The sequence below is a fragment of the Streptomyces sp. NPDC002309 genome (assembly GCF_053593375.1).
In genome coordinates this window covers 160,894-180,129 of record NZ_JBSFCI010000003.1, presented here as the reverse complement: position 1 = coordinate 180,129, position 19,236 = coordinate 160,894, and the positions used below count along the sequence as shown (strand labels likewise).

General features: G+C 71.7%; 17 protein-coding genes. 3 read left to right on the top strand and 14 right to left on the bottom strand.

Translation table 11 applies throughout. The features are described from left to right. Positions 1-72: 72 nt before the first annotated feature. The 9 genes from ACWCPM_RS03860 to ACWCPM_RS03820 form a co-directional block, all read right to left on the bottom strand. On the bottom strand, positions 73-930 hold the full coding sequence (locus ACWCPM_RS03860) for an HAD family hydrolase (RefSeq protein ID WP_450974528.1): 858 nt from the start codon (positions 928-930) through the stop codon (positions 73-75). Then, entirely contained in the window at positions 927-2,204 is a 1,278-nt protein-coding gene (serS, locus tag ACWCPM_RS03855; RefSeq protein ID WP_450974527.1) for a serine--tRNA ligase, read from the bottom strand. Before serS ends, ACWCPM_RS03860 begins: the two co-directional genes overlap by 4 nt. A gap of 540 nt (positions 2,205-2,744) precedes the next feature. Then, positions 2,745-3,677, bottom strand: a complete 933-nt coding sequence (gene pheA / locus ACWCPM_RS03850; RefSeq protein WP_450974526.1) for a prephenate dehydratase — start codon at positions 3,675-3,677, stop codon at positions 2,745-2,747. A gap of 140 nt (positions 3,678-3,817) precedes the next feature. Beyond that, complete coding sequence (gene efeB / locus ACWCPM_RS03845) at positions 3,818-5,164, bottom strand: iron uptake transporter deferrochelatase/peroxidase subunit (protein WP_450974525.1); 1,347 nt, start codon at positions 5,162-5,164, stop codon at positions 3,818-3,820. Between the two features lie 8 nt (positions 5,165-5,172). Beyond that, positions 5,173-7,149 (bottom strand): copper resistance CopC/CopD family protein, encoded by a 1,977-nt coding sequence (locus ACWCPM_RS03840; RefSeq protein WP_450974524.1) that lies wholly within the window; start codon positions 7,147-7,149, stop codon positions 5,173-5,175. Between the two features lie 13 nt (positions 7,150-7,162). Continuing rightward, a complete protein-coding gene (locus ACWCPM_RS03835) occupies positions 7,163-7,606 on the bottom strand; it encodes a copper chaperone PCu(A)C (protein ID WP_450974523.1) in 444 nt (147 codons plus the stop codon). Beyond that, on the bottom strand, positions 7,603-8,259 hold the full coding sequence (locus ACWCPM_RS03830; protein ID WP_450974522.1) for an SCO family protein: 657 nt from the start codon (positions 8,257-8,259) through the stop codon (positions 7,603-7,605). The genes ACWCPM_RS03835 and ACWCPM_RS03830 overlap by 4 nt, the downstream gene beginning before the upstream one ends. Positions 8,260-8,379: 120 nt before the next feature. After that, complete coding sequence (locus ACWCPM_RS03825; protein WP_450974521.1) at positions 8,380-9,129, bottom strand: YcnI family copper-binding membrane protein; 750 nt, start codon at positions 9,127-9,129, stop codon at positions 8,380-8,382. 218 nt (positions 9,130-9,347) lie between these two features. Then, a complete protein-coding gene (locus ACWCPM_RS03820; protein WP_450974520.1) occupies positions 9,348-10,160 on the bottom strand; it encodes a hypothetical protein in 813 nt (270 codons plus the stop codon). A gap of 281 nt (positions 10,161-10,441) precedes the next feature. Between ACWCPM_RS03820 and ACWCPM_RS03815 the strand changes: the two genes are divergently transcribed. Continuing rightward, on the top strand, positions 10,442-10,891 hold the full coding sequence (locus tag ACWCPM_RS03815; RefSeq protein WP_450974519.1) for an ATP-binding protein: 450 nt from the start codon (positions 10,442-10,444) through the stop codon (positions 10,889-10,891). 86 nt (positions 10,892-10,977) lie between these two features. Here the strand turns inward: ACWCPM_RS03815 and ACWCPM_RS03810 are convergent, their stop codons facing one another. Together ACWCPM_RS03810 and ACWCPM_RS03805 are read right to left on the bottom strand one after the other, a co-directional pair. Further along, positions 10,978-12,444 carry an aminopeptidase P family protein gene (locus ACWCPM_RS03810; RefSeq protein ID WP_450974518.1) on the bottom strand — a complete coding sequence of 489 codons (1,467 nt, stop codon included), beginning with the start codon at positions 12,442-12,444 and terminating at the stop codon, positions 10,978-10,980. 81 nt (positions 12,445-12,525) lie between these two features. Then, on the bottom strand, positions 12,526-14,034 hold the full coding sequence (locus ACWCPM_RS03805) for a PP2C family protein-serine/threonine phosphatase (RefSeq protein ID WP_450974517.1): 1,509 nt from the start codon (positions 14,032-14,034) through the stop codon (positions 12,526-12,528). Positions 14,035-14,537: 503 nt separating this feature from the next. Between ACWCPM_RS03805 and ACWCPM_RS03800 the strand changes: the two genes are divergently transcribed. Both ACWCPM_RS03800 and ACWCPM_RS03795 read left to right on the top strand, forming a co-directional pair. Then, a complete protein-coding gene (locus ACWCPM_RS03800) occupies positions 14,538-15,203 on the top strand; it encodes a bifunctional DNA primase/polymerase (RefSeq protein WP_450974516.1) in 666 nt (221 codons plus the stop codon). A gap of 55 nt (positions 15,204-15,258) precedes the next feature. After that, positions 15,259-15,846 carry a hypothetical protein gene (locus ACWCPM_RS03795; RefSeq protein WP_450974515.1) on the top strand — a complete coding sequence of 196 codons (588 nt, stop codon included), beginning with the start codon at positions 15,259-15,261 and terminating at the stop codon, positions 15,844-15,846. A 253-nt stretch (positions 15,847-16,099) separates the two neighbouring features. On the opposite strand, the gene ACWCPM_RS03790 is transcribed toward ACWCPM_RS03795, so the two are convergent. From ACWCPM_RS03790 to ACWCPM_RS03780, 3 genes are all read right to left on the bottom strand, one after another. Beyond that, on the bottom strand, positions 16,100-17,065 hold the full coding sequence (locus tag ACWCPM_RS03790; protein ID WP_450974514.1) for a DUF5926 family protein: 966 nt from the start codon (positions 17,063-17,065) through the stop codon (positions 16,100-16,102). Between the two features lie 387 nt (positions 17,066-17,452). After that, positions 17,453-18,091: an ATP-binding protein gene (locus ACWCPM_RS03785; RefSeq protein WP_450974513.1), complete on the bottom strand. Its 639-nt coding sequence runs from the start codon at positions 18,089-18,091 to the stop codon at positions 17,453-17,455. A gap of 139 nt (positions 18,092-18,230) precedes the next feature. Then, entirely contained in the window at positions 18,231-19,058 is an 828-nt protein-coding gene (locus ACWCPM_RS03780) for a glycerophosphodiester phosphodiesterase (RefSeq protein WP_450974512.1), read from the bottom strand. Positions 19,059-19,236: the final 178 nt, after the last annotated feature.

Here is a 19,236-nt window from a genome sequence, read left to right as displayed (position 1 = left end):
GGAACGACCGGCACGGAACGACCGGCACGGAACGACCGGCACCGCAAGACCCGGCACCGAACACCCCGCTACCTACCGACCCGAACCCGCCCCCGGTCGTGCCGGAGCGGATGCGTCCAGCAACCGCTCCACCACCACCGCGATCCCGTCCTCCTCGTTGGACGCGGTGACCTCGTCGGCCACCGCTCGCAGTTCGTCGTGCGCGTTGGCCATCGCCACACCCCGCGCCGCCCAGGCGAACATCGGGATGTCGTTGGGCATGTCGCCGAAGGCGATGGTGTCCGCGGCCTTCATGCCCAGACGCCGGGCCGCCAGTGACAGCCCCGTCGCCTTGGACAGGCCGAGGGGGAGGAGTTCGACGATGCCGTGCCCCGCCATCGTGACGGAGACGAAGCCGCCCGCGGCGCGCTGGGCGACCTCCGAGAGCTCGTCGTCGGTCAGGGTCGGGTGCTGGATGTAGATCTTGTTCAGCGGCGCCGACCAGAGGTCCGCCGCCTCGGTGAGGGCAGTCGTCGGCAGCTTGCCCTGGAGGGTGTAGCCCGGACCGACCAGCACCTCGCCGTCCAGACCGTCGCGGCTGGCCGCCAGATACAACGGGCCGACCTCCGCCTCGATCTTCGCCAGGGCCACTCCCGCCAGCTGCCGGTCCAGGGTCACCGACGTCAGCAGACGCTGCTCCCCCGCGTGGTACACCTGGGCGCCCTGGCCGCAGACGGCCAGACCGGTGTAGTCGAGGTCGTCGAGTATGTGCCGGGTCCACGGGACCCCGCGGCCGGTGACGACGATGTGCGCGGCGCCCGCCGCGGTGGCCGCGGCGAGCGCCTCACGGGTGCGTCGCGAGACCGACCCGTCGGAACGCAGCAGCGTGCCGTCCAGGTCGGTGGCGATCAGCCGGTACGGGAACCCCGCGGCGGGTGCCGTGTCGTTCACCTGGCCACCGGCTCCAGGACCTCCCGGCCGCCCAGGTACGGACGCAGCACCTCGGGCACGCGCACGGAGCCGTCGGCCTGCTGGTGGTTCTCCAGGATCGCGACGATCGTGCGCGGTACGGCGCACAGGGTGCCGTTGAGGGTGGCCAGCGGGCGCACCTTCTTGTCCTCGCGGACCCGGATCGACAGGCGGCGGGACTGGAACTCGGTGCAGTCCGAGGTCGAGGTCAGCTCGCGGTACTTGCCCTGCGTCGGGATCCACGCCTCGCAGTCGAACTTGCGCGAGGCCGAGGAGCCCAGGTCACCGGAGGCCACGTCGATGACGCGGTACGGCAGCTCCAGCGAGTTCAGCCACTGCTTCTCCCACTCGAGCAGGCGCTGGTGCTCGGCCTGCGAGTCCTCGGGTGCGACGTACGAGAACATCTCGACCTTGTCGAACTGGTGCACGCGGAAGATGCCCCGGGTGTCCTTGCCGTGCGAGCCGGCCTCGCGGCGGAAGCAGGGCGAGAAGCCCGCGTAGCGCAGCGGGAGCTTGTCCGCGTCGAGGATCTCGTCCATGTGGTACGCGGCGAGCGCGACCTCGGAGGTGCCGACGAGGTAGAGGTCGTCGGCGGCGAGGTGGTAGACGTCCTGCGCGGCCTGGCCGAGGAAGCCGGTGCCGGCCATCGACTGCGGGCGGACGAGCGCCGGGGTGAGCATCGGGGTGAAGCCCGCCGCCGTGGCCTGCGCCATCGCGGCGTTCACCAGGGCCAGCTCCAGCAGCGCGCCGACTCCCGTGAGGAAGTAGAACCGCGAACCCGAGACCTTCGCGCCGCGCTCGACGTCGATCGCGCCGAGGAGCTGCCCGAGTTCGAGGTGGTCCCGGGGCTCGAAGCCCTCGGCGCCGAAGTCGCGGATCGTGCCGTGCGTCTCCAGGGTGACGAAGTCCTCCTCGCCGCCCACGGGGACGTCGGGGTGGACGAGGTTGCCGAGCCGCTGCAGCAGTTCCTGGGTCTCGGCGTCGGCCGCGTCACGCTCGGCGTCGGCCGCCTTGACGTCGGCGGCGAGCTGGCTCGCCCGCTTCAGCAGCTCGGCCTTCTCGTCGCCGGAGGCCTTGCCGATGAGCTTGCCGAGGCCCTTCTGCTCGTTGCGCAGCTCGTCGAAGCTGACGCCGGACGACCTGCGCCGTTCGTCGGCAGACAGGAGAGCGTCGACGAGCGCGACGTCCTCTCCACGGGCGCGCTGGGAGGCGCGCACACGGTCAGGGTCCTCACGGAGCAGGCGAAGGTCAATCACGCGCACCAGGCTACCGGTGCGGGGTGAGCGCTCACGACTCACTATTCCGTACTGCGGATCATGTGCCGCCATGCCGTCATTGCCCGGTGTCGCGCGTCTTCGTCAATAAAGATCTTGGGGATCCCTTGATCGTGGCAGTCGACGGGTGGGTGGTTGACCGGATTTCCTTGTGGGGAGCGGGACTTGGGGTTCGTGTTGTCCACAGGAATCCGCACCGGCCGGAAAGTTATCCACAGGCTGTGCGGGAGATCTGTGGATTCGGAATTGATCAATCCGAACTGCTCCGGCGGAACTTTGGATTCCCATGGCAAACCTCCCCTACGCCCACTTTCGAGTGGAGATGCGTCGCCCCAAAGGGTTGACCGAAGGAAAAGAGTGGACGAAGGGTGACCTGCCCGCCGGTGGACGCCGAGGGGTTCCGTGGGGCGATTTGTCGACTGGGTCATAGCTTGCTGTCGACTTGTCCCCAGGTCGAGATGCGGACCTGTGGATAACATCTGTGGATAACGAATATATGCAGGTAGCACCAACGGTACCGGGCTAGAACCGGCCGTCCTGGCACCGGGTCACCCAGTCCGCCGCCGAGGTGAACTCGTCGTCCGACGTACCGCGCAGCGGACGCCCCACATCCCCCGGCCGCAGGTCCGCGCGCGGGTACGAGCCGAGGAACCGGACCTGGAGGCAGATCCGCTTGAGTCCCATCAGGGTCTCGGCGACCCGGCGGTCGGAGATGTGCCCCTCGGCGTCGATGCAGAAGCAGTAGTTGCCGATGCCGGCGCCGGTGGGCCGGGACTGGAGCAGCATCAGGTTGATGCCCCGGGTGGCGAACTCGCCCAGCAGGTCACGCAGGCCGCCGGGGTGGTCGTCCCGCTGCCACAGCACGATGGACGTCTTGTCCGCGCCGGTCGGTGCGGCGGGCCGGGCGGGGCGGCCGACCAGGACGAAGCGGGTCTGCGCGTTCTCCGCGTCGTGGATCCCGGTCTCCAGGGCCGTCAGGCCGTAGCGGGCGGCGGCGAACTCGCCCGCGAAGGCGGCGTCGTACCGGCCGTCCTGGACCAGCCGGGCCGCGTCCGCGTTCGAGGCGGCGGACTCCCAGGTCGCGTCCGGCAGGTGTTTGCGCAGCCAGTTGCGCACCTGCGGCTGGGCCGCGGGATGCGCGGAGACCGTCTTGATGTCCGACAGCGAGGTGCCCGGCCTGACCAGCAGCGCGAAGGTGATCGACAGCAGCACCTCGCGGTAGATCATCAGGGGCTCGCCCGCGACCAGCTCGTCCAGGGTCGTCGTGATGCCGCCCTCGACGGAGTTCTCGATCGGCACGAACGCGGCCTCGGCCTCGCCCCCGCGCACCGCGTCCAGCGCGGACTGGACCGACACGTACGGGATCAGCTCGCGGGTCGCCGCCTCCGGCAGTGTGCGCAGAGCGACTTCGGTGAAGGTGCCCTCGGGGCCGAGATACGCATAGCTCGCTGGCATGTCCTCACCCTAATGGGCCTCCGCGCACCCGGCTCACGCGTCTCACGAGAGCCCCTCGGGTGAGTGAACGCGCCCCCTTCGAGGAGTGATCCACACCAGGGCCGCCGCCGCGTCGCCACGGCTGCCCTGGTGTGGATCACTCATCCCTCCAGCAACTCCTGCCCCACGTACCCGCCCTCCGACGCCCCACCCGGCACGGCGAACAACCCGCTCGCCTCGTGCCGGACGAACCGCGACAGCGCGTCCCCCCGGTCGAGCTTCCGCTGCACGGTCACGAACCCGCGCAGCGGGTCCGCCTGCCAGCAGATGAACAGCAGCCCGGCGTCCGGGACCCCGTCGGCGTCGATGCCGTCGTGGTACGAGAACGGGCGCCGCAGCATCGCCGCGCCCCCGTTCTGGTCGGGCCGGCTGATCCGCGCGTGCGCGTTGATCGGGACGACCAGGTTGCCCTCGGCGTCCGTCTTCTCCAGGTCCATCCCGGTCGTCTCGGACCCGCCCGACAGCGGCGCCCCGTCGGCCTTGCGCCGCCCTATGACGTCCTCCTGCTCCCCCTGCGAGAGCCGCTCCCAGTCGTCGAGGAGCATGCGGATGCGGCGTACGACGGCGTAGGAGCCGCCCGCCATCCAGGCCGGGTCGGCCGGTCCGGACTCCGGCACGAAGACCCGCCGGTCGAAGTCGGCCTCCGCCGGCTTCGGATTGCGCGTCCCGTCGATCTGGCCCATGAGGTTGCGCGCCGTCATCGGGCGGGCCGTGGCGCCCGGCGACCGGTTGAAGCCGTTCATCTGCCACCGGACCCGGGCGGCACCGCTCGCGTCCTTCTGGATCGCCCGCAGGGCGTGAAAGGCGACCAGGGCGTCGTCGGCGCCGATCTGTACCCACAGGTCGCCCTCGCCCCGTGCCTTGTCGAGGTGGTCGGAGGAGAACGCGGGCAGCGGATCGAGGGCGACCGGTCGCTGCTCCTCCAGGCCCGTACGGCCGAAGAAGCTGTGCCCGAACCCGAAGGTGATCGTCAGCGACGAGGGCCCGGCGTCCTGCGCCACACTCGTGTCGCCGTCCTGCGCGGGCTCGCCCGCCATCAGCCGCCGGGCCGTCTCGGACCAGCGGCGCAGCAGCGCGGCGGCCTGCTTGAGGCCGGCGCCGGCGACGAGGTCGAAGGCGAGGACATGGCCGCGCGCCTGCATCGGGGTCGTGATGCCGGGCTGATGTTTCCCGTGAAACATCACCCGGTCGGCGCCGAGCGAGGTGAGCGGTGTCGCCCGCGCGGGCGCCGCCGCGTACCCGGCGGCGGCGCCCGCCGCACCCAGGACCAGGCCGGTGGCACCGGCGGTTCCGAGCAGTGCCCGCCGCGAGACGCCCTCCCCGGGGTGTGTGTCCGCCGAGGCGGGTCCCTGGGGAGGCCTGCCGGCCGTACGCCGCCGCCGGACGGACGGGTCGGGGGTGTGGTCGGCGGTGTGGTCGGCCGCGGGGTGGGCCATCTGCTCAGCCATGGTGATGTTCAGCCGATCTGCGCGTTCTTGGAGACGGTCACCTGGTCGATGTCGGAGGTGCGCACGGTCACGGCGATCTCCCATTCGCCCGCCATGGGGATCTGCACTCCGCTCGCCGACCAGTGTCCGGTCGTGATGTGGTCGGGGACGACGGGCAGTGGCCCGACGTTCTTGGACTTCAGGGTGAAGGCGACCTTCACCTCGGGGATGTCGAAGGCCCGGCCGTTGGGGCGCTGCACGTAGACGTGCATCTCGTTGCCTCCGACCCGCGCGGGGTCGATGTCGACGCGGACGACGCCCTTGCCGTCCGAGCCGCCGGTGTCGAAGGGGATGTCCAGCGTGACCACGCCGGTGGCCGAGGCCTCGGCGGACGACGAGGACGCGGCGGCCGCCTCGGCGTCCTCCACCGTGCGCCCCGGCTCGGTGGACGTCAGCGCCGTCGTGACCGCGAGCAGGACCACCGCGACGCCGGCCTCGGCCAGCACCGAGCGGCGCAGCCCGTGACGGGCCGGTTCGGCGTTCCGCTCCCGCTTCTGCCGGGCGACCTCCACGGCGGCCCGCTGCCGTGCGAGCTGGGCGGCCCGCTTGCCGTCACCGGCCCCCTTGGCGTTCGCGGAGTCGCCGGTCCGCTTCGTGTCCCCTGACCCGCCCGCGCGTTTCGCGTCCCCTGATTCCCCGGAGCCGACGGAACCGGACCGGGCCGCGGCCTTGGCGCCCTCCCGCTCGCGCCGCTTGCCCGCGGTACTCGCGGCCACGACGTCCGTCAGCCGGCCGGTCCACCGTCGCGAGATCCACGCCACCCCGACCAGCAGCACCACCAGTGCCACCTTGACCAGCAGCAGCTGTCCGTACCGTGTCCCGGTGAGCGCCGACCAGGAGCCGACCTGCCGCCATGACTGGTAGAGGCCGGTCACGACCAGGGTGATCACGCTGCCGAAGGCGACCAGGGAGAACCGCCGTACCGCGGCGGCCTCCAGCGGAATCTCGGCGGGCGCCCAGTAGAGCGACACCAGCAGCGCGCCCAGCCCGCCCAGCCACGCCGCCACCGCCAGCAGATGGATCACCGCGACCGGCATCGCGATCCCGGGCTGGAGCCCGCTGGAGGCGTGCTCGGCCATCGCCCAGGTCGCGGCGATCCCCGTGGCGACGACACCGCCGCCGAGCGCCAGCCCGAACGTGAGATCCCGTTTCTCGTCGTCGTCCCGTTTCTCGTACGCGCCGAAGAGCACGGCGATGAAGAGCGCCGCCGCGGCGAGCAGCAGCAGCCGGGAGACGAGCGCCGCACCGGTCTTGGTCTGGAGGACCTGTCCGAGCAGATCGAGGTCGAACACGTCGCCGAGCGAGCCGGACCGTGTGTACGCGCCGCGCAGCAGCAGCAGCCCCAGCGTCGCCGCGGTGAGCGTCACCCACCCCGAGACGACGAGCCGCTGCACGGCCCGCGCACCCGCGCCGCGCGGCCAGCAGGCCAGCACGAAGGCGGCCCCGCCGGCCAGCACGATGAACCCGGCGTACGAGACGTACCGCCCGACCCCGTACAGCCATCCCACGGCCCCGCCCCCGGCCGTGCGCTCCGCCACCGAGACGGAGGTCGACGAGGGGGCGCCGATGGAGAAGGTGTAGGCACCGGCGATGGGATGGCTGTCGGCGGACACCACCTGATAGGCCACCGTGTAGGTGCCGTCGGGCAGTCCCGAGTGCAGTTTGACGGCGTACGTCGTCCCGCTGACGTTGCCCGCCTCGCCCGTGTCGGCCCGCTCGCCCTGGGGGTCGAGGACCTGGAGCGAGTCGTCGGAGAGCGAGACCGGCTCGGAGAAGGTGAGCGATACCTGGGCCGGGGCCTTGTCGACCACTGCCCCCTGCCGGGGGTCGCTGCCGGTCAGCGCGGCATGCGCGGAGGCGGTGCCGGCGCCGCCGAGGAGCAGCCCGGCGGCGGCCAGGAGCAGCAGCACCAGGCCCCGGAAGCGGGGAGCGGTGGTCGGTGTCAAGGTGGTCCCTCCCTCAGTGCCCGGAATCCGGGGTGTACGTGGCGGACTTCACCGGCATCTTGACCGTGACCGTGCCGGATTCGGCGAAGCGCAGTTCGACGGAGACCGTCTCGCCCTGCTTCGGCCTGCGTTCCAGGTTCTCGAACATCAGGTGGTTCCCGCCGCTCTCCAGCACGAGCTCACCGTGCGCGGGCACCGGGAGCCGTTCGGCCTCGCGCATCGCCGAGTCGACCGTCTCGTGCACGGTCACTTCACCGATGTCGCTGGTCACGGACGTCAACTCGTCCGTGGTGCCGCCCTTGTTGGCGATGGTCAGAAAGCCGGCCGCCATGGTGTCCGAGACGGGCTGCGGCATGTAGGCGGCGCTGACGGAGACGTCCGCCGCGGTGTCCGCGCCGCAGCCCGTGAGCGCCAGCGCCCCGGTCAGCAGGGCCGCCGCCGGCGCCGTACGCCTCACGGCTTCTCCCCCTTGGCCAGCTTGGGGAGGTCCTTGATGTAGTCGTCGACGGTGGCGTCCTCGCCGTAGAGGACGTATCCGGCGTCGGTCTTCGGGGAGAAGGCGACGACCTGCGTGCCGTGCGTCGAGACGATCTCGCCCTTCTCCTTGTGCGGCGGCTCGATGGTGATACCGAGCGTGCGGGCGGCCGCCTGGATGGTGGCGAAGTCGCCGGAGAGGCCGACGGCCTGCGGGTCGATGCCCTTGAGCCACTTGCCGAGCGCGGCCGGGGTGTCCCGGTCCGGGTCGGTGGTGACGAACACGATCCGCAGCTCGTCCTGGTCGGCCTCGGGCAGCTTGGTCTTGGCGACGGCGATGTTGTTCATCGTCAGCGGGCACACGTCGGGGCAGTTGGTGTAGCCGAAGTAGATCAGCGTGGGCCTGCCCGCGGTCTCCTCGCGGAGGTCGTACTTCTCGCCCCGCGTGTCCGTGAGCACCAGATCCGGCTTCTCGAACGGCTGGTCGAGGACGGTGGCCGCCTTGGTGTCGCCGCCGCCCTCCTCGGAGACGACGGTGACGGGCGAACCGCTGTCGTCGCTCCCGCCCCCGCACGCGGACAGGGTCAGGGTGGCGGCAGCGAGCAACGCGGCCGCCGTGAACGTCTTCTTACGCATAGAAAAATGTCCCAGAGGTGAGATCTCGGCGTGCGCCGGTGGCGTACGGAGGGCGCGCCGCCCTTGGCGGGGGGCGCGTTCCGCACGCCGTCCGGCGCACACCGTCGAAGCGGGGAGGCGTCAGGCGGAGGTGCCGCGCCGGCGGCCGGCCAGGACGCCGTACGCCACACCGGCCGCGCCGACGACGATGCCGACGACGCCCAGCACACGGGCGGTGGTGTCGGTGCCGTCGGCCGGTTCGGCGGCCTCGGAGGTGGTCTTGGCGGCGGGCGAGGCGTCCTCGGAGGGCTGCTCGGACTCCTTCTCCGGGCCCGCGGAGCCGTGGTGGTCGTCCTCGGCGGCGGACAGCTTCAGCACCGGAGCCGGGTGCTCCGGCTCCTCCTGGCCCTCCTGCGGCACCTCGATCCAGCGCACGACCTCGTCGCTGGAGTACGTCTGGATCGCCTTGAACACCATCTCGTCGGCGTCCTCGGGCAGGGCGCCCACGGAGACCGGGAACTTCTGGAAGTAGCCCGGCTCGACGCCCTTGCCGGTGGCGGTCCAGGTGACCTTGGTGACCGCCTCGGTGATCTGGTGGCCGTGCGACTCGATCGGCTTGTCGAGCTTGGACTTGGTGACCTGGATCTTCCAGCCCGCCATGGGCTGCGGCATGACCGAGGACAGCGGGTGCTCGGCCGGGAAGCTGACCTCCAGCTTGGTGGTCGAGGCGTCGTCGCGCTCGTTGGGGACCTTGAAGTCGACGACCGCGTAGCCGCCCTTGGCGGCCGTGCCCTCCGGCTGCACGCCGACGTGCGCGAAGGCGGGGGCGGACAGGACGACGACGGCCGAGGCGGCGACGAGGGCCGCGGCGGAGAGACGAGAAGCCTTCATGGTGATGAGCGCTCCACTTCGAGTGAGGGATCCGTTGGTGAAGAGGGGTACGCGCGCGTGGAGGTGCCCGTTGAGGGTTCTACCGAAAAACGGGGGCCCGCCGAAGAACGATCGCCGGACAGCGAGTCCGTCGAGCCGTGCGTCCGCCGGACGGCGGGTACGCGCGCGTGCCGCGCGACAGCGGCGGACCACGGAGGAAAGTGGCGGCGCGTGTCGCGTCAGGCGGCGAGAACGAGTACGGCGGCGGGCGGCCCGCGCCGGATCACGGTGTGCTGGAGTGCGGTGGTACGGGGTTCCGGGACCGCCCGTGCGGGGGCGCGCCGGATGCGCGGGCGGGCGTCGGGCGCGCCGGTGAGCCCGGCGTACAGGGCGCGCGCCAGCGCGAGCGCCGCGCGCAGGGACCGTACGGGCGTCCCCTCGGCGACCGTAGGGGCCGAGAGTTCGCTGATCCGCAGCAGGGCGAGGTCGCCGCGCCGTAGCAGCCAGCCCGCGGCGATCGCCGCGAGGACATGGCCGAGCAGCATGGGCAGGGACGGCAGCAGCGCGACGGAGGGGTCGGTGGCGGTGCCCAGGGCGTCCGCCGAGTGACGCAGGGCGTGCGCGCCCGAGTCGCCGCCGGGGTGAAGCCGGGCCTCCACCAGGATCTGCCGGGCCTGTGCCGGGCTCATCGCCCCCGTGTCGCCGCACACCAGCCGCGCGGCCCGAGCGACCAGGGCGGCCTCGGTCCGCGTCGCCTCGGCCGTGGCGGCCGTGGCGTGCTGCCCCAGACCGAACAACGCGTGCAGCACGGTCTGTCCGACCGCCAGCAGCGCCGCGGTGCCGGGCAGCGAGCGCACCCGCCCGGTGAGCGGCACCGCGACCGCGAGCACGCCCAGGAACCCCGCGCCCAGCGTCCACAGCGGCACCGTGGCGCAGGAGGCGACGGCGTGCCCGGCCCCGGCCAGCACGACGCAGACCGCGGCGAAGACCGCGGCCCGCGAAATCCGGAGCCCGGCCTCGGTGCGTACCGCGCGCGGGTGGGGGGCAGACATGGCGGCCTCATCATCGCACCGCCCTTACGGCCGCCATACGGCAGGTCCGCAAGATTCCGGTGAATCCGGAAGATCCCCTTCTGTGCCGATCTGTTGTCGGCCCGTCAGGCGCCGGGGCTCTCTCGTCGGTCACCCGTCCGGAACACTCATGTCCCACATACACCGTTCGCCCCCGTCAGCACATCCCCCGTATGGGCGGCATCACGTTGATTCCGCGCTTACATGCGCGTACGGGCGGTAATACGTAACGGTATGTCGAGCCGCAGCCAGGAGGCTGGAGCATGAGCATCTGGTGGTCACTCCATCTGCGGCGCGAAGCCGCGAGCGTGCCGCTCGCCCGGCGCCTGCTGCTCGGCACGATGGAGACGGCGGGTGTCGACCCCGACGTCTCGTACGACCTCTCCGTCGCCCTCACCGAAGCCTGCGCCAACGCCGTGGAGCACGGCGGGGACACCGCGCACGGCGTCTCCGACGGGGCGTACCGGGTCACCGCCTACCTCGACGGCGAGAAGTGCCGTATCGAGGTCACCGACTCCGGCCCCGGCTTCGCGCGCCCCCACCCCGGTCCGTCGCCCGTCGGCACCGACGCGGAGCACGGCCGCGGCCTGTGGCTCATCGAGGAGCTCGCGGACCATGTCCGGATCGGCAACAACCCCGGCCGGGACGGGGCCGTGGTGAGCTTCGACAAGATCCTCAAGTGGCGAGAGGACGCCCCGCTGATGGCGGTGTAGGCGCTCCGGAAGGCATCCCCCGTCACACGGCGACGGCCGGGCACCTCGCGGTACCCGGCCGTCGTCGAACCTCGTTCCGAGAGGGCTCAGCCCTTGAGCGAGGCCATCCACTCCTCGACCTCGTCCGACCGCCGGGGCAGCCCGCCCGACAGATTGCGGTTGCCGTCCTCGGTCACCAGGATGTCGTCCTCGATCCGGACACCGATGCCCCGGTACTCCTCCGGGACGGTCAGATCGTCGGCCTGGAAGTACAGTCCGGGCTCGACCGTCAGGCACATGCCCGGCTCCAGGACGCCCTCCACGTACGTCTCGGTCCGCGCCGCCGCGCAGTCGTGGACGTCCATCCCGAGCATGTGGCCGGTGCCGTGCAGCGTCCAGCGGCGCTGCAGCCCGAGCTCCAGCACCCGCTCGACCGGCCCCTCGACGAGACCCCACTCGACCAGCCGCTCGGCCAGCACGCGCTGGGAGGCGTCGTGGAAGTCCCGGTACTTCGCCCCCGGCTTCACCGCCGCGATGCCGGCCTCCTGGGCCTCGTACACCGCGTCGTAGATCTTCCGCTGGATGTCGTCGAAGCGCCCGTTGACCGGCAGCGTCCGGGTCACGTCCGCCGTGTAGTACGTGTGCGTCTCCACGCCCGCGTCCAGCAGCAGCAGATCACCCGAGCGCACCGGACCGTCGTTGCGCACCCAGTGCAGCGTGCAGGCGTGCGGACCGGACGCGCAGATGGAGCCGTAGCCGACGTCGTTGCCCTCGACGCGCGCGCGGAGGAAGAACGTGCCCTCGATGTAGCGCTCGCTCGTCGCCTCGGCCCTGTCGAGGACCTTCACGACGTCCTCGAAGCCGCGCACGGTGGAGTCGACGGCCTTCTGCAGCTCGCCGATCTCGAACTCGTCCTTGACCAGCCGGGCCTCGGAGAGGAAGACCCGCAGCTCCTCGTCCCGCTCGGCGGTGACCTTGTCGGTCAGCGCGGCCTCGATGCCGGCGTCGTAGCCGCGCACGGCACGCACCGGGCCGGTCGCCTCGCGCAGCGCGTCGGCGAGCCCGCGGACGTCGGAGGCGGGGATGCCGTGCAGCTGCTCCGCCTCGGCGAGGGAGTGCCGGCGGCCGACCCACAGCTCGCCCTGGCCGTCCAGCCAGAACTCGCCGTTCTCGCGGTCGGAGCGGGGCAGCAGGTAGATCGTCGCCTTGTGGCCGTCGCTCGTGGGCTCCAGGACCAGGACGCCGTCCTCGGTCTGGTTGCCGGTGAGGTAGGCGTACTCGACCGAGGCGCGGAAGGCGTACTCCGTGTCGTTCGAGCGGGTCTTCAGGTTGCCCGCGGGGATCACCAGACGCTCGCCCGGGAAGCGGGCGGAGAGCGCGGCGCGGCGGGCGGCCGTCTCGGCGGCCTGCGGGATCGGCCGCAGATCGTGCAGCTCGGTGTCGGCCCAGCCGGACTTCATGTTCTCGGCCAGCTCGTCGGACACACCCGGGTACAGTCCGTTCTTCCGCCGCTTGATCGGCTCTTCCTCAGAAGTCTCCTCCGGGGTCTCCGGGAGCTCTTCGGCCACGGTCATCCTCCTCGATAGGGCACTCGACCTCGTCCATCGTACGGTCGGACGAAAGGGGGCCCGGGGCCGGAAGACCCGTGAGCGGCGTCACTCGAAGCGCGCCGCGAGCAGCACCACGTCCTCCTCGCTGTCCTCCGGGTCCAGCCCGTCGGGCAGCACGGTGCGCAGGACGTGGTCGACGAGCGCGTCCGGGTCCCGCCGCTTGGCCCGCGGCACCCCGGCCGCCGCCGCGTGCAGGCGCGCGAACGCCCGGTCCATGGGATCGCCGGTGCGCTGGAGCAGTCCGTCGGTGTACAGCAGAACCGTCTCTCCGGGCTCGGCCTGCACCTCCACGCTGGGCGCCTCCCAGCAGGCGAGCATCCCGAGCGGCGCCGAGACCGACGTCTCCACGAACTCGGTGCGCCGCTCCCCGATCAGCAGCGGCGGGCAGTGCCCGGCACCGGCCAGCGTGATCTTGTGCACGGCGGGCTCGACATAGCTGAACAGGGCGGTGGCCGAACGGGCGGGCTCGGTCAGCCGCAGCAGCAGCTCCAGGTCGGACAGGACGGCGACCGGGTCCTCGCCCTCCATGACGGCGTACGCGCGCAGGGAGGCCCGCAGCCGCCCCATCGCGGCGACCGCGCTGGGCCCGGACCCGCTGACCGACCCGACGGCGAGCCCCAGGGCCGCGTCGGGCAGCGGCAGCGCGTCGTACCAGTCGCCGCCGCCGCGCGGGCCGGTGCGGTGCCGGGCGGCGAGCTGGACGCCGGAGACCCGGGGGAGGCGGGAGGGGAGCAGTTCCTCGGAGATGGTCGCCATGGACGCGCGGGTGCGCTCGACCTCCAGCAGGCGGGCGAGATGCTCGCCGGCGTACCGGGCGTACAGACCGGCCAGATGGCGTTGCCGCTCACCCGGCTCGGCGGGTTCGTCGTAGAGCCACACGGCGGCGCCCAGCCGGCCCGTGGCGTCGCCCGCCAGGGGGAGGGCGTAGCTCGCGGCGTAGCCGAGCCGGCGGGCCACCTCGCGGTGGCGTGGGTCGAGGCCGTCCTCGGCGAACAGATCGGGCCGCACGACCTCCCGCACACCGCCCGGCGGCCCCACCGGGGCGTCCAGCAGATCGCCGTAGGGCAGCGCACCGCGCGGCACTGTCTCGAGGTGTCCGAGATCCGCCTGGGCGAGGCCCAGACCGACGGTGCTGCACGGGCCGAGGCCGTCGGCCGGCTGCAGGACGACGAGGCCGCGCCGCGCGCCCACCAGGGCGGCTCCGGCGCGCAGTGCCTCCTGGAGCGCGTCGGCCAGGGTGCCCGTACGGGCCAGGCGCTCGGTCAGTTCGTGCAGCGTGGTGAGGTCCGAGACCCAGCCGGCGAGCCGGTCCTGGAGGAGAGCGCCGGGGCCGCTGGTGACGGCGGCGGTGGCCGGTGAGGAGGGCGCGACAGTGTGTGCAGGGGGCGGAACGGGAGAATCGATTCCAGCCACTTTCGGAGGGTGCGGGGCGTTCATGGCGTCCGGCTTTCCGACCGGTGCGTTTTGCTCAGAAGCATCGCAAACCCCCATGTCATTTTGCACCGCTGGCGGTGTCTCCACATGTACACGCACTCGTGAGGGGATGTCCAGCATTGTCCTGCTGGGATTCCTGGTGTCCATGGGCTTGTTGTGGTTCCGGGACGGATCTCCCGGGATCTCTTGCGGAAAGCGGAAGTTGGCTGAAAACTGCTTGAGGTAATGCGTTATTGCGGTCGACTGGGCTCGCTCGACGGAGCGTCACAGCGGTCGTGATGGGTACGTACTCGGTGAAGGCCAGGGGTGGTTGGGGGCACCCGGAACCTGGTGACGGAGCCGGGCGTCATAGCCACCGACGACCGAGCCCCATCCTTCCGTGACGGCGGCGAAGTGAAATACGCGCGACGGCAAACGCCAGACTTCGCCACCCCACGCCACGCCCATGTATTTGATGGACTCGGCATGGACGCGGACAGAGCCCGTGCTCGGCCCATAGGGGTTACCCGTGCTGGATAGCCGGGATGTGATGCGCCAACAGGTACGCACAGTGAAGTGATCGACACATGATGTGATGTGGACCACGGTGTTGCCAGGCGTGCAACGGAAAGGAACGAGCGCTCATGCGCGAGATCCTCGGAAGGCGACGCAGGCTCCTGACCAGGCGGAACGACGGGAAGCCTGAAATGCTCAGCGCGGCCCTGACCTTCGCGACGCAATGGAATTGGCCCGTACTCCCGGGCGCCACGGCGGACCCGCAGGGCCGGGCCCGTTGCGGCTGCCCCGACCCCGAGTGCACGGTGCCCGGAGCGCACCCCTTCGACCCCGGCCTCCTCGCGGCCACCACCGACGAGCGCATGGTGCGCTGGTGGTGGACCAACCGGCCCACGGCGCCGATCGTCCTGGCCACCGGCGGCACGGCGCCCTGCGCCGTCAGCCTCCCGGCCCCCGCCGGAGCGCGCGCCCTGGCCGCACTGGACCGCCAGGGCATACGCCTGGGCCCGGTCCTCGCCTCCCGCACCCGCTGGGCGGTGCTCGTCAGGCCGTACTCCATGGAACAGCTGGGCGAATTGCTCTACGCGCAGGACTTCGTGCCCGGCTCGCTGCGCTTCCACAGCGAGGGCGGCTATGTCGCGCTGCCGCCGTCCGAGACCGGTCAGGGGCAGATCCACTGGGAGCGCGCGCCGCTGCCCGGCTCGGCCGCTCCCTGGGTGCCCGACGTCGAGGCCGTGGTGGACGCCGTCGTCGACGCACTCACTCGTACGGGTGTGAGCGCCCCCGAGTTCTGAGGGTGTCGGGCGCGCGTGGAACCGGGCGCCCGGCCCCACTCGTTATCGTCCCCTCATGAATCTCCGCCTGCTCGCTCTCGCGGCCGTCGCCACGTGCGCGGTGGCGCTGCCGCTGGCCATGGCGTCCGCGGGGCCCGCGGGCGACGACCGTGACGCCAAGGCCGCGTCGGTCCCGGGGCACGGGACCGCCGAGGTGCCGGTCGACGAGGGGCCGCGCGGTGACGCCGCGGCTCCCGGTGAGGACGCCGCCGCGCCCGACCCCGCCCGCTCCGCCCACCTCCTCGGCCTGGGACTCGCCACCGCCGCCCGCTGCGGCCCCGAAGTCACCTCGCCCGACGGCATCGAGGCACAGACCTGTGTGCTGACGCAGGGCGAGGACACCTGGGCGCGCACGTACTACCGCAACGCGACCGGTGACGCCCTCGACGCCGTGCTGAGCATGATGGGGCCGGACGGCCGGACCGTGCAGATGCGGTGCGCGATCGGCGCCGGGGACGAACCGGCCGGCTGTGAGACGCCCCGGGAGCGGACGCACGGCGAGCCCGCGGCCTACTCGGCGATCACGGAGTTCGGGGCACGTGGCGGACAGGGGCCGGCGCTGTTGCGCTCGGGAAGCAACTCAAGTACGCCTGCGGGAAGTTGACCTCTGTGCGGCGTCGCGAGGGCGAGGCCGCACATGGAAAGACCCGGTTGCTGGCGACGGGGGATGCACCAGCAACCGGGATACTGGAACGGTAACAAGAGATCGGCGGTTCGCAAATTCGATCTCTTGTTTTCCTCGTCCTTTCGGACACCGACTGACCTGCCCGCAACGGGAGTTACGGGCGGAGCGGACCGATCCGGGGGCCTGATCGGCTGACCGACCGGTCAGCCGAGCGGCGTCGAAGGGCTGTGCGTCAGCTGAGTGTGACCTGCCGGTTGGTCAGGCCGCCGCGTGCGCGGCGCTCGTCCGCGGTCAGCGGGGCGTCCGTGGCCAGCGCGGCGGCGAGCCGCTCGGCGAACTCGGCCGCCGGCTTCTCGATGTCGTCCGCGGTGACCCCGCTCGGCAGGTCCCACACCGGCACGGTCAGACCGTGACCGCGGAAGGAGCCCACGAGCCGCGTGCCCTCGCCGAGGCTCGACCGGCCCGCCGCGTGGAGTCGCGCGAGGGCGTCCAGCAGCTGCTCCTCCGGGTGCGGCATGACCCAGCGCAGGTGGTTCTTGTCCGGGGTCTCGCACCAGTACGCCGAGTCGACGCCCTGGAGCTTGACGGTCGGGATCGCGGCGGCGTTGGCCCGCTCCAGGGAGGCGGCCACCTCCGGCGTGGCGTTCTCCGGGTCGGGCACCCAGAACTCGAAACCGGTGTGCACGACCGGCTCGAACGGCGCCTCGGAATCGAGCAGGTCCTGCAGGCGGGGCCCGTCCGCGGGAGCGCGGCGGCCCTTGACCGGGGTGCCGGGCTGCGCCTCCAGGGCACGCGTCAGGGTGTCGGCGAGGTCGCGGCTGATGTCGCCGGACGCGGTGTCGTTCTGCAGACCGAGCAGGACCGAGCCGTCGTCGCGGCGCAGGGCGGGCCAGGCCATCGGCAGCACCGTGGCGAGCGTGACCGAGGGGACGCCCTCGGGCAGGCCCTCCTTCAGGGTCAGCCCGGCGGTCGCCGCCGGGACCAGCTCGCGCAGGGCGACCCAGTCGCACTCCCCGGGCAGGCCCTCGAACGGGCGGTGCACCAGCTCGGTCACGGCCTGCGCGGCGGCCCGGCCGTGGCACGCCTTGTAACGGCGTCCGCTGCCGCAGGGGCAGGGCTCACGGGCGCCGACGACCGGGATCTCCCCGTCCGTGAGCTGCGGGCGCGCGGCCTTCGTCTGGGGTCGTTTCTTGGCCATGATGGGTGTCTCCCGGATACGGCTCTTCTGGTACGGCGGGAGCCTAGCCGCTTGTGCGCGGAGGGACGGGACCCTGGGGACTCGCGGGGCGTTGTGGACGAAGGACGGAGGCCTCGGCGGAGGGCCGGCCGAGGCGGGGCGACGACGGACCGGAGCCGCCGCCGGCCGTCTGCGTCCGGGCCGGGCGTGCCGATACAGAGCTTCTCGATGCAGGGCTTCTCGCCACACAGGGCTTGTCGCCACGGGGCGTAGCGGTCCTGGCCGTCCGAGTCCTGGTGGCTTCGGTCGGGGCCGGTGGCCGTCCGTGTCGTTTCGGCGGAAGGCGGTTCGGTCGGGGCCGGTGGCCGTCCGGGTCGGTTCGCCGGAGTCGCCCCACTCGGAGTCGCCTCAGTCGAGGTCGTCGAACGCGTCCGTGAAGTCGAGGTCCCGTACGGCCGACACCGGCGGGGAGATGACACGCGTAGCGAAGTCGTCGCGGCGGTGTCCCACCACCGGATCGTGCACGTCGTCGTGGACCACGACCCAGACCGTGACCTCGCCCCGGGTGTCGTCCCGTACGCCCCAGTCGTCCGCCAGCGCCGTGATGATGTTGAGCCCGCGGCCGCCGTGCGCGGTCACCGAGGGCGTCGCCGGGGCCGGCCGTGTCGGTCCGCCGCCGTCCGTCACCTCGACCAGCAGCCTCCCGGCCTGGTCCACGCGCCACGCGGCCCGGACGTCGCCGTCCCCGGACAGGGCGTCGCCCAGGGGCCGCCCGTGTTTGCACGCGTTGCTCAAAAGTTCGGACAAGATCAGAACGGCATCGTCGATGACCGATTCCGGCACACCCCCGTTGCGCAACTGATCGCGCATCCGGTGCCGCGCCTTGCCCACGCCCGCAGGGCCATGGGGTACGGCCATGCTCGACGACGTGGGCACCTCCTGTGCCACCACCAACGCCACCCCCGAGACCTCCTTCGCCCCACGCCACGGTGTGGATGCCCCATTGGCCTGTACCGGAAACCGGCCGGTCCAGGCCCGGAGACGCATTCGCAACGATCGAACACGCACCGAACGCGCCGGAGCACTCCCTGTAATGGACCGGTCAGCGTATGGCTGGATTTCGACGGTGTGGCCGAGATCGGAGGATGGTGCAGGAAGGCCGGGAGGTCAAGGTTCGTTTCATGGGTCAGCGACCCAGTCGCTCCAGTACCGCGCGTGGCCGGTTCGTGATGATGGCGTCGACGCCCAGGTCAACGCAGAGATCCACGTCCTCGGGCTCGTTCACGGTCCATACGTGGACCCGATGGCCCGCCCGCTTCAGGCGCTGGATGTACGTCGGGTGATTGCGGACGATCCGGATCGAGGGGCCCGCGATTCGGACACCCGCGGGCAGCCGCCCGTCCCGCAGTCGGGGGGAGAGGAACTGCACGAGATAGACCACGGGCAGCGTCGGTGAGGCGATCCGGACGCGGTGCAGGGAGCGCGCCGAGAAGCTCATGACCCGTACGGCCGATTCCTCGGGGGACGCCGGAGAGTCCAGTCCGAACCGCTTCAGAAGCGTCAGCAACCGCTCCTCCACCTGTCCGGCCCAACGCGTGGGGTGCTTCGTCTCGATCGCCAGCTCCACCCGCCGCCCGGCGTCCGCGACAAGGCCGAGCAGCCGCTCCAGGGTGAGTACGGAGGTATCGGCCGGGTCCTCCGGGCGGTGCACCCAGTCGGGCTCCTCGTCCCGGTGGTGCAGTGACCCGCGGTACTTCCAGGAGCCGAAGTCCAGGGTGGCGAGATCGGCGAGTTCCAGGGCGGAGACCGCGCCGCGGCCGTTGGACGTACGGTCGACGCGGCGGTCGTGGACGCACACGAGGTGTCCGTCGGCGGTCAGCCGCACGTCGCACTCCAGGGCGTCCGCCCCGTCCTCGATCGCCCTCCTGTACGCCGCCAGGGTGTGCTCGGGGGCGTCCTCGGAGGCCCCGCGGTGGGCGACGACCTGGATCTGGTGCTGTCGTGCGTGGGTCACCCGCGTCATGGTGCCATCGGCCCGGGGCACCCGTGGAGGCGGAGGTAATGTGGCTGCGGTCGTAATGCGACTCTTTAATAGGACTGATCCCATATAAAGGTGAGTCGAACACTCACAGCAACCGCTTATGGTGCCCTGACGGCCCGTGGGAAAAGCTGATCGCATACAGACTCACGAG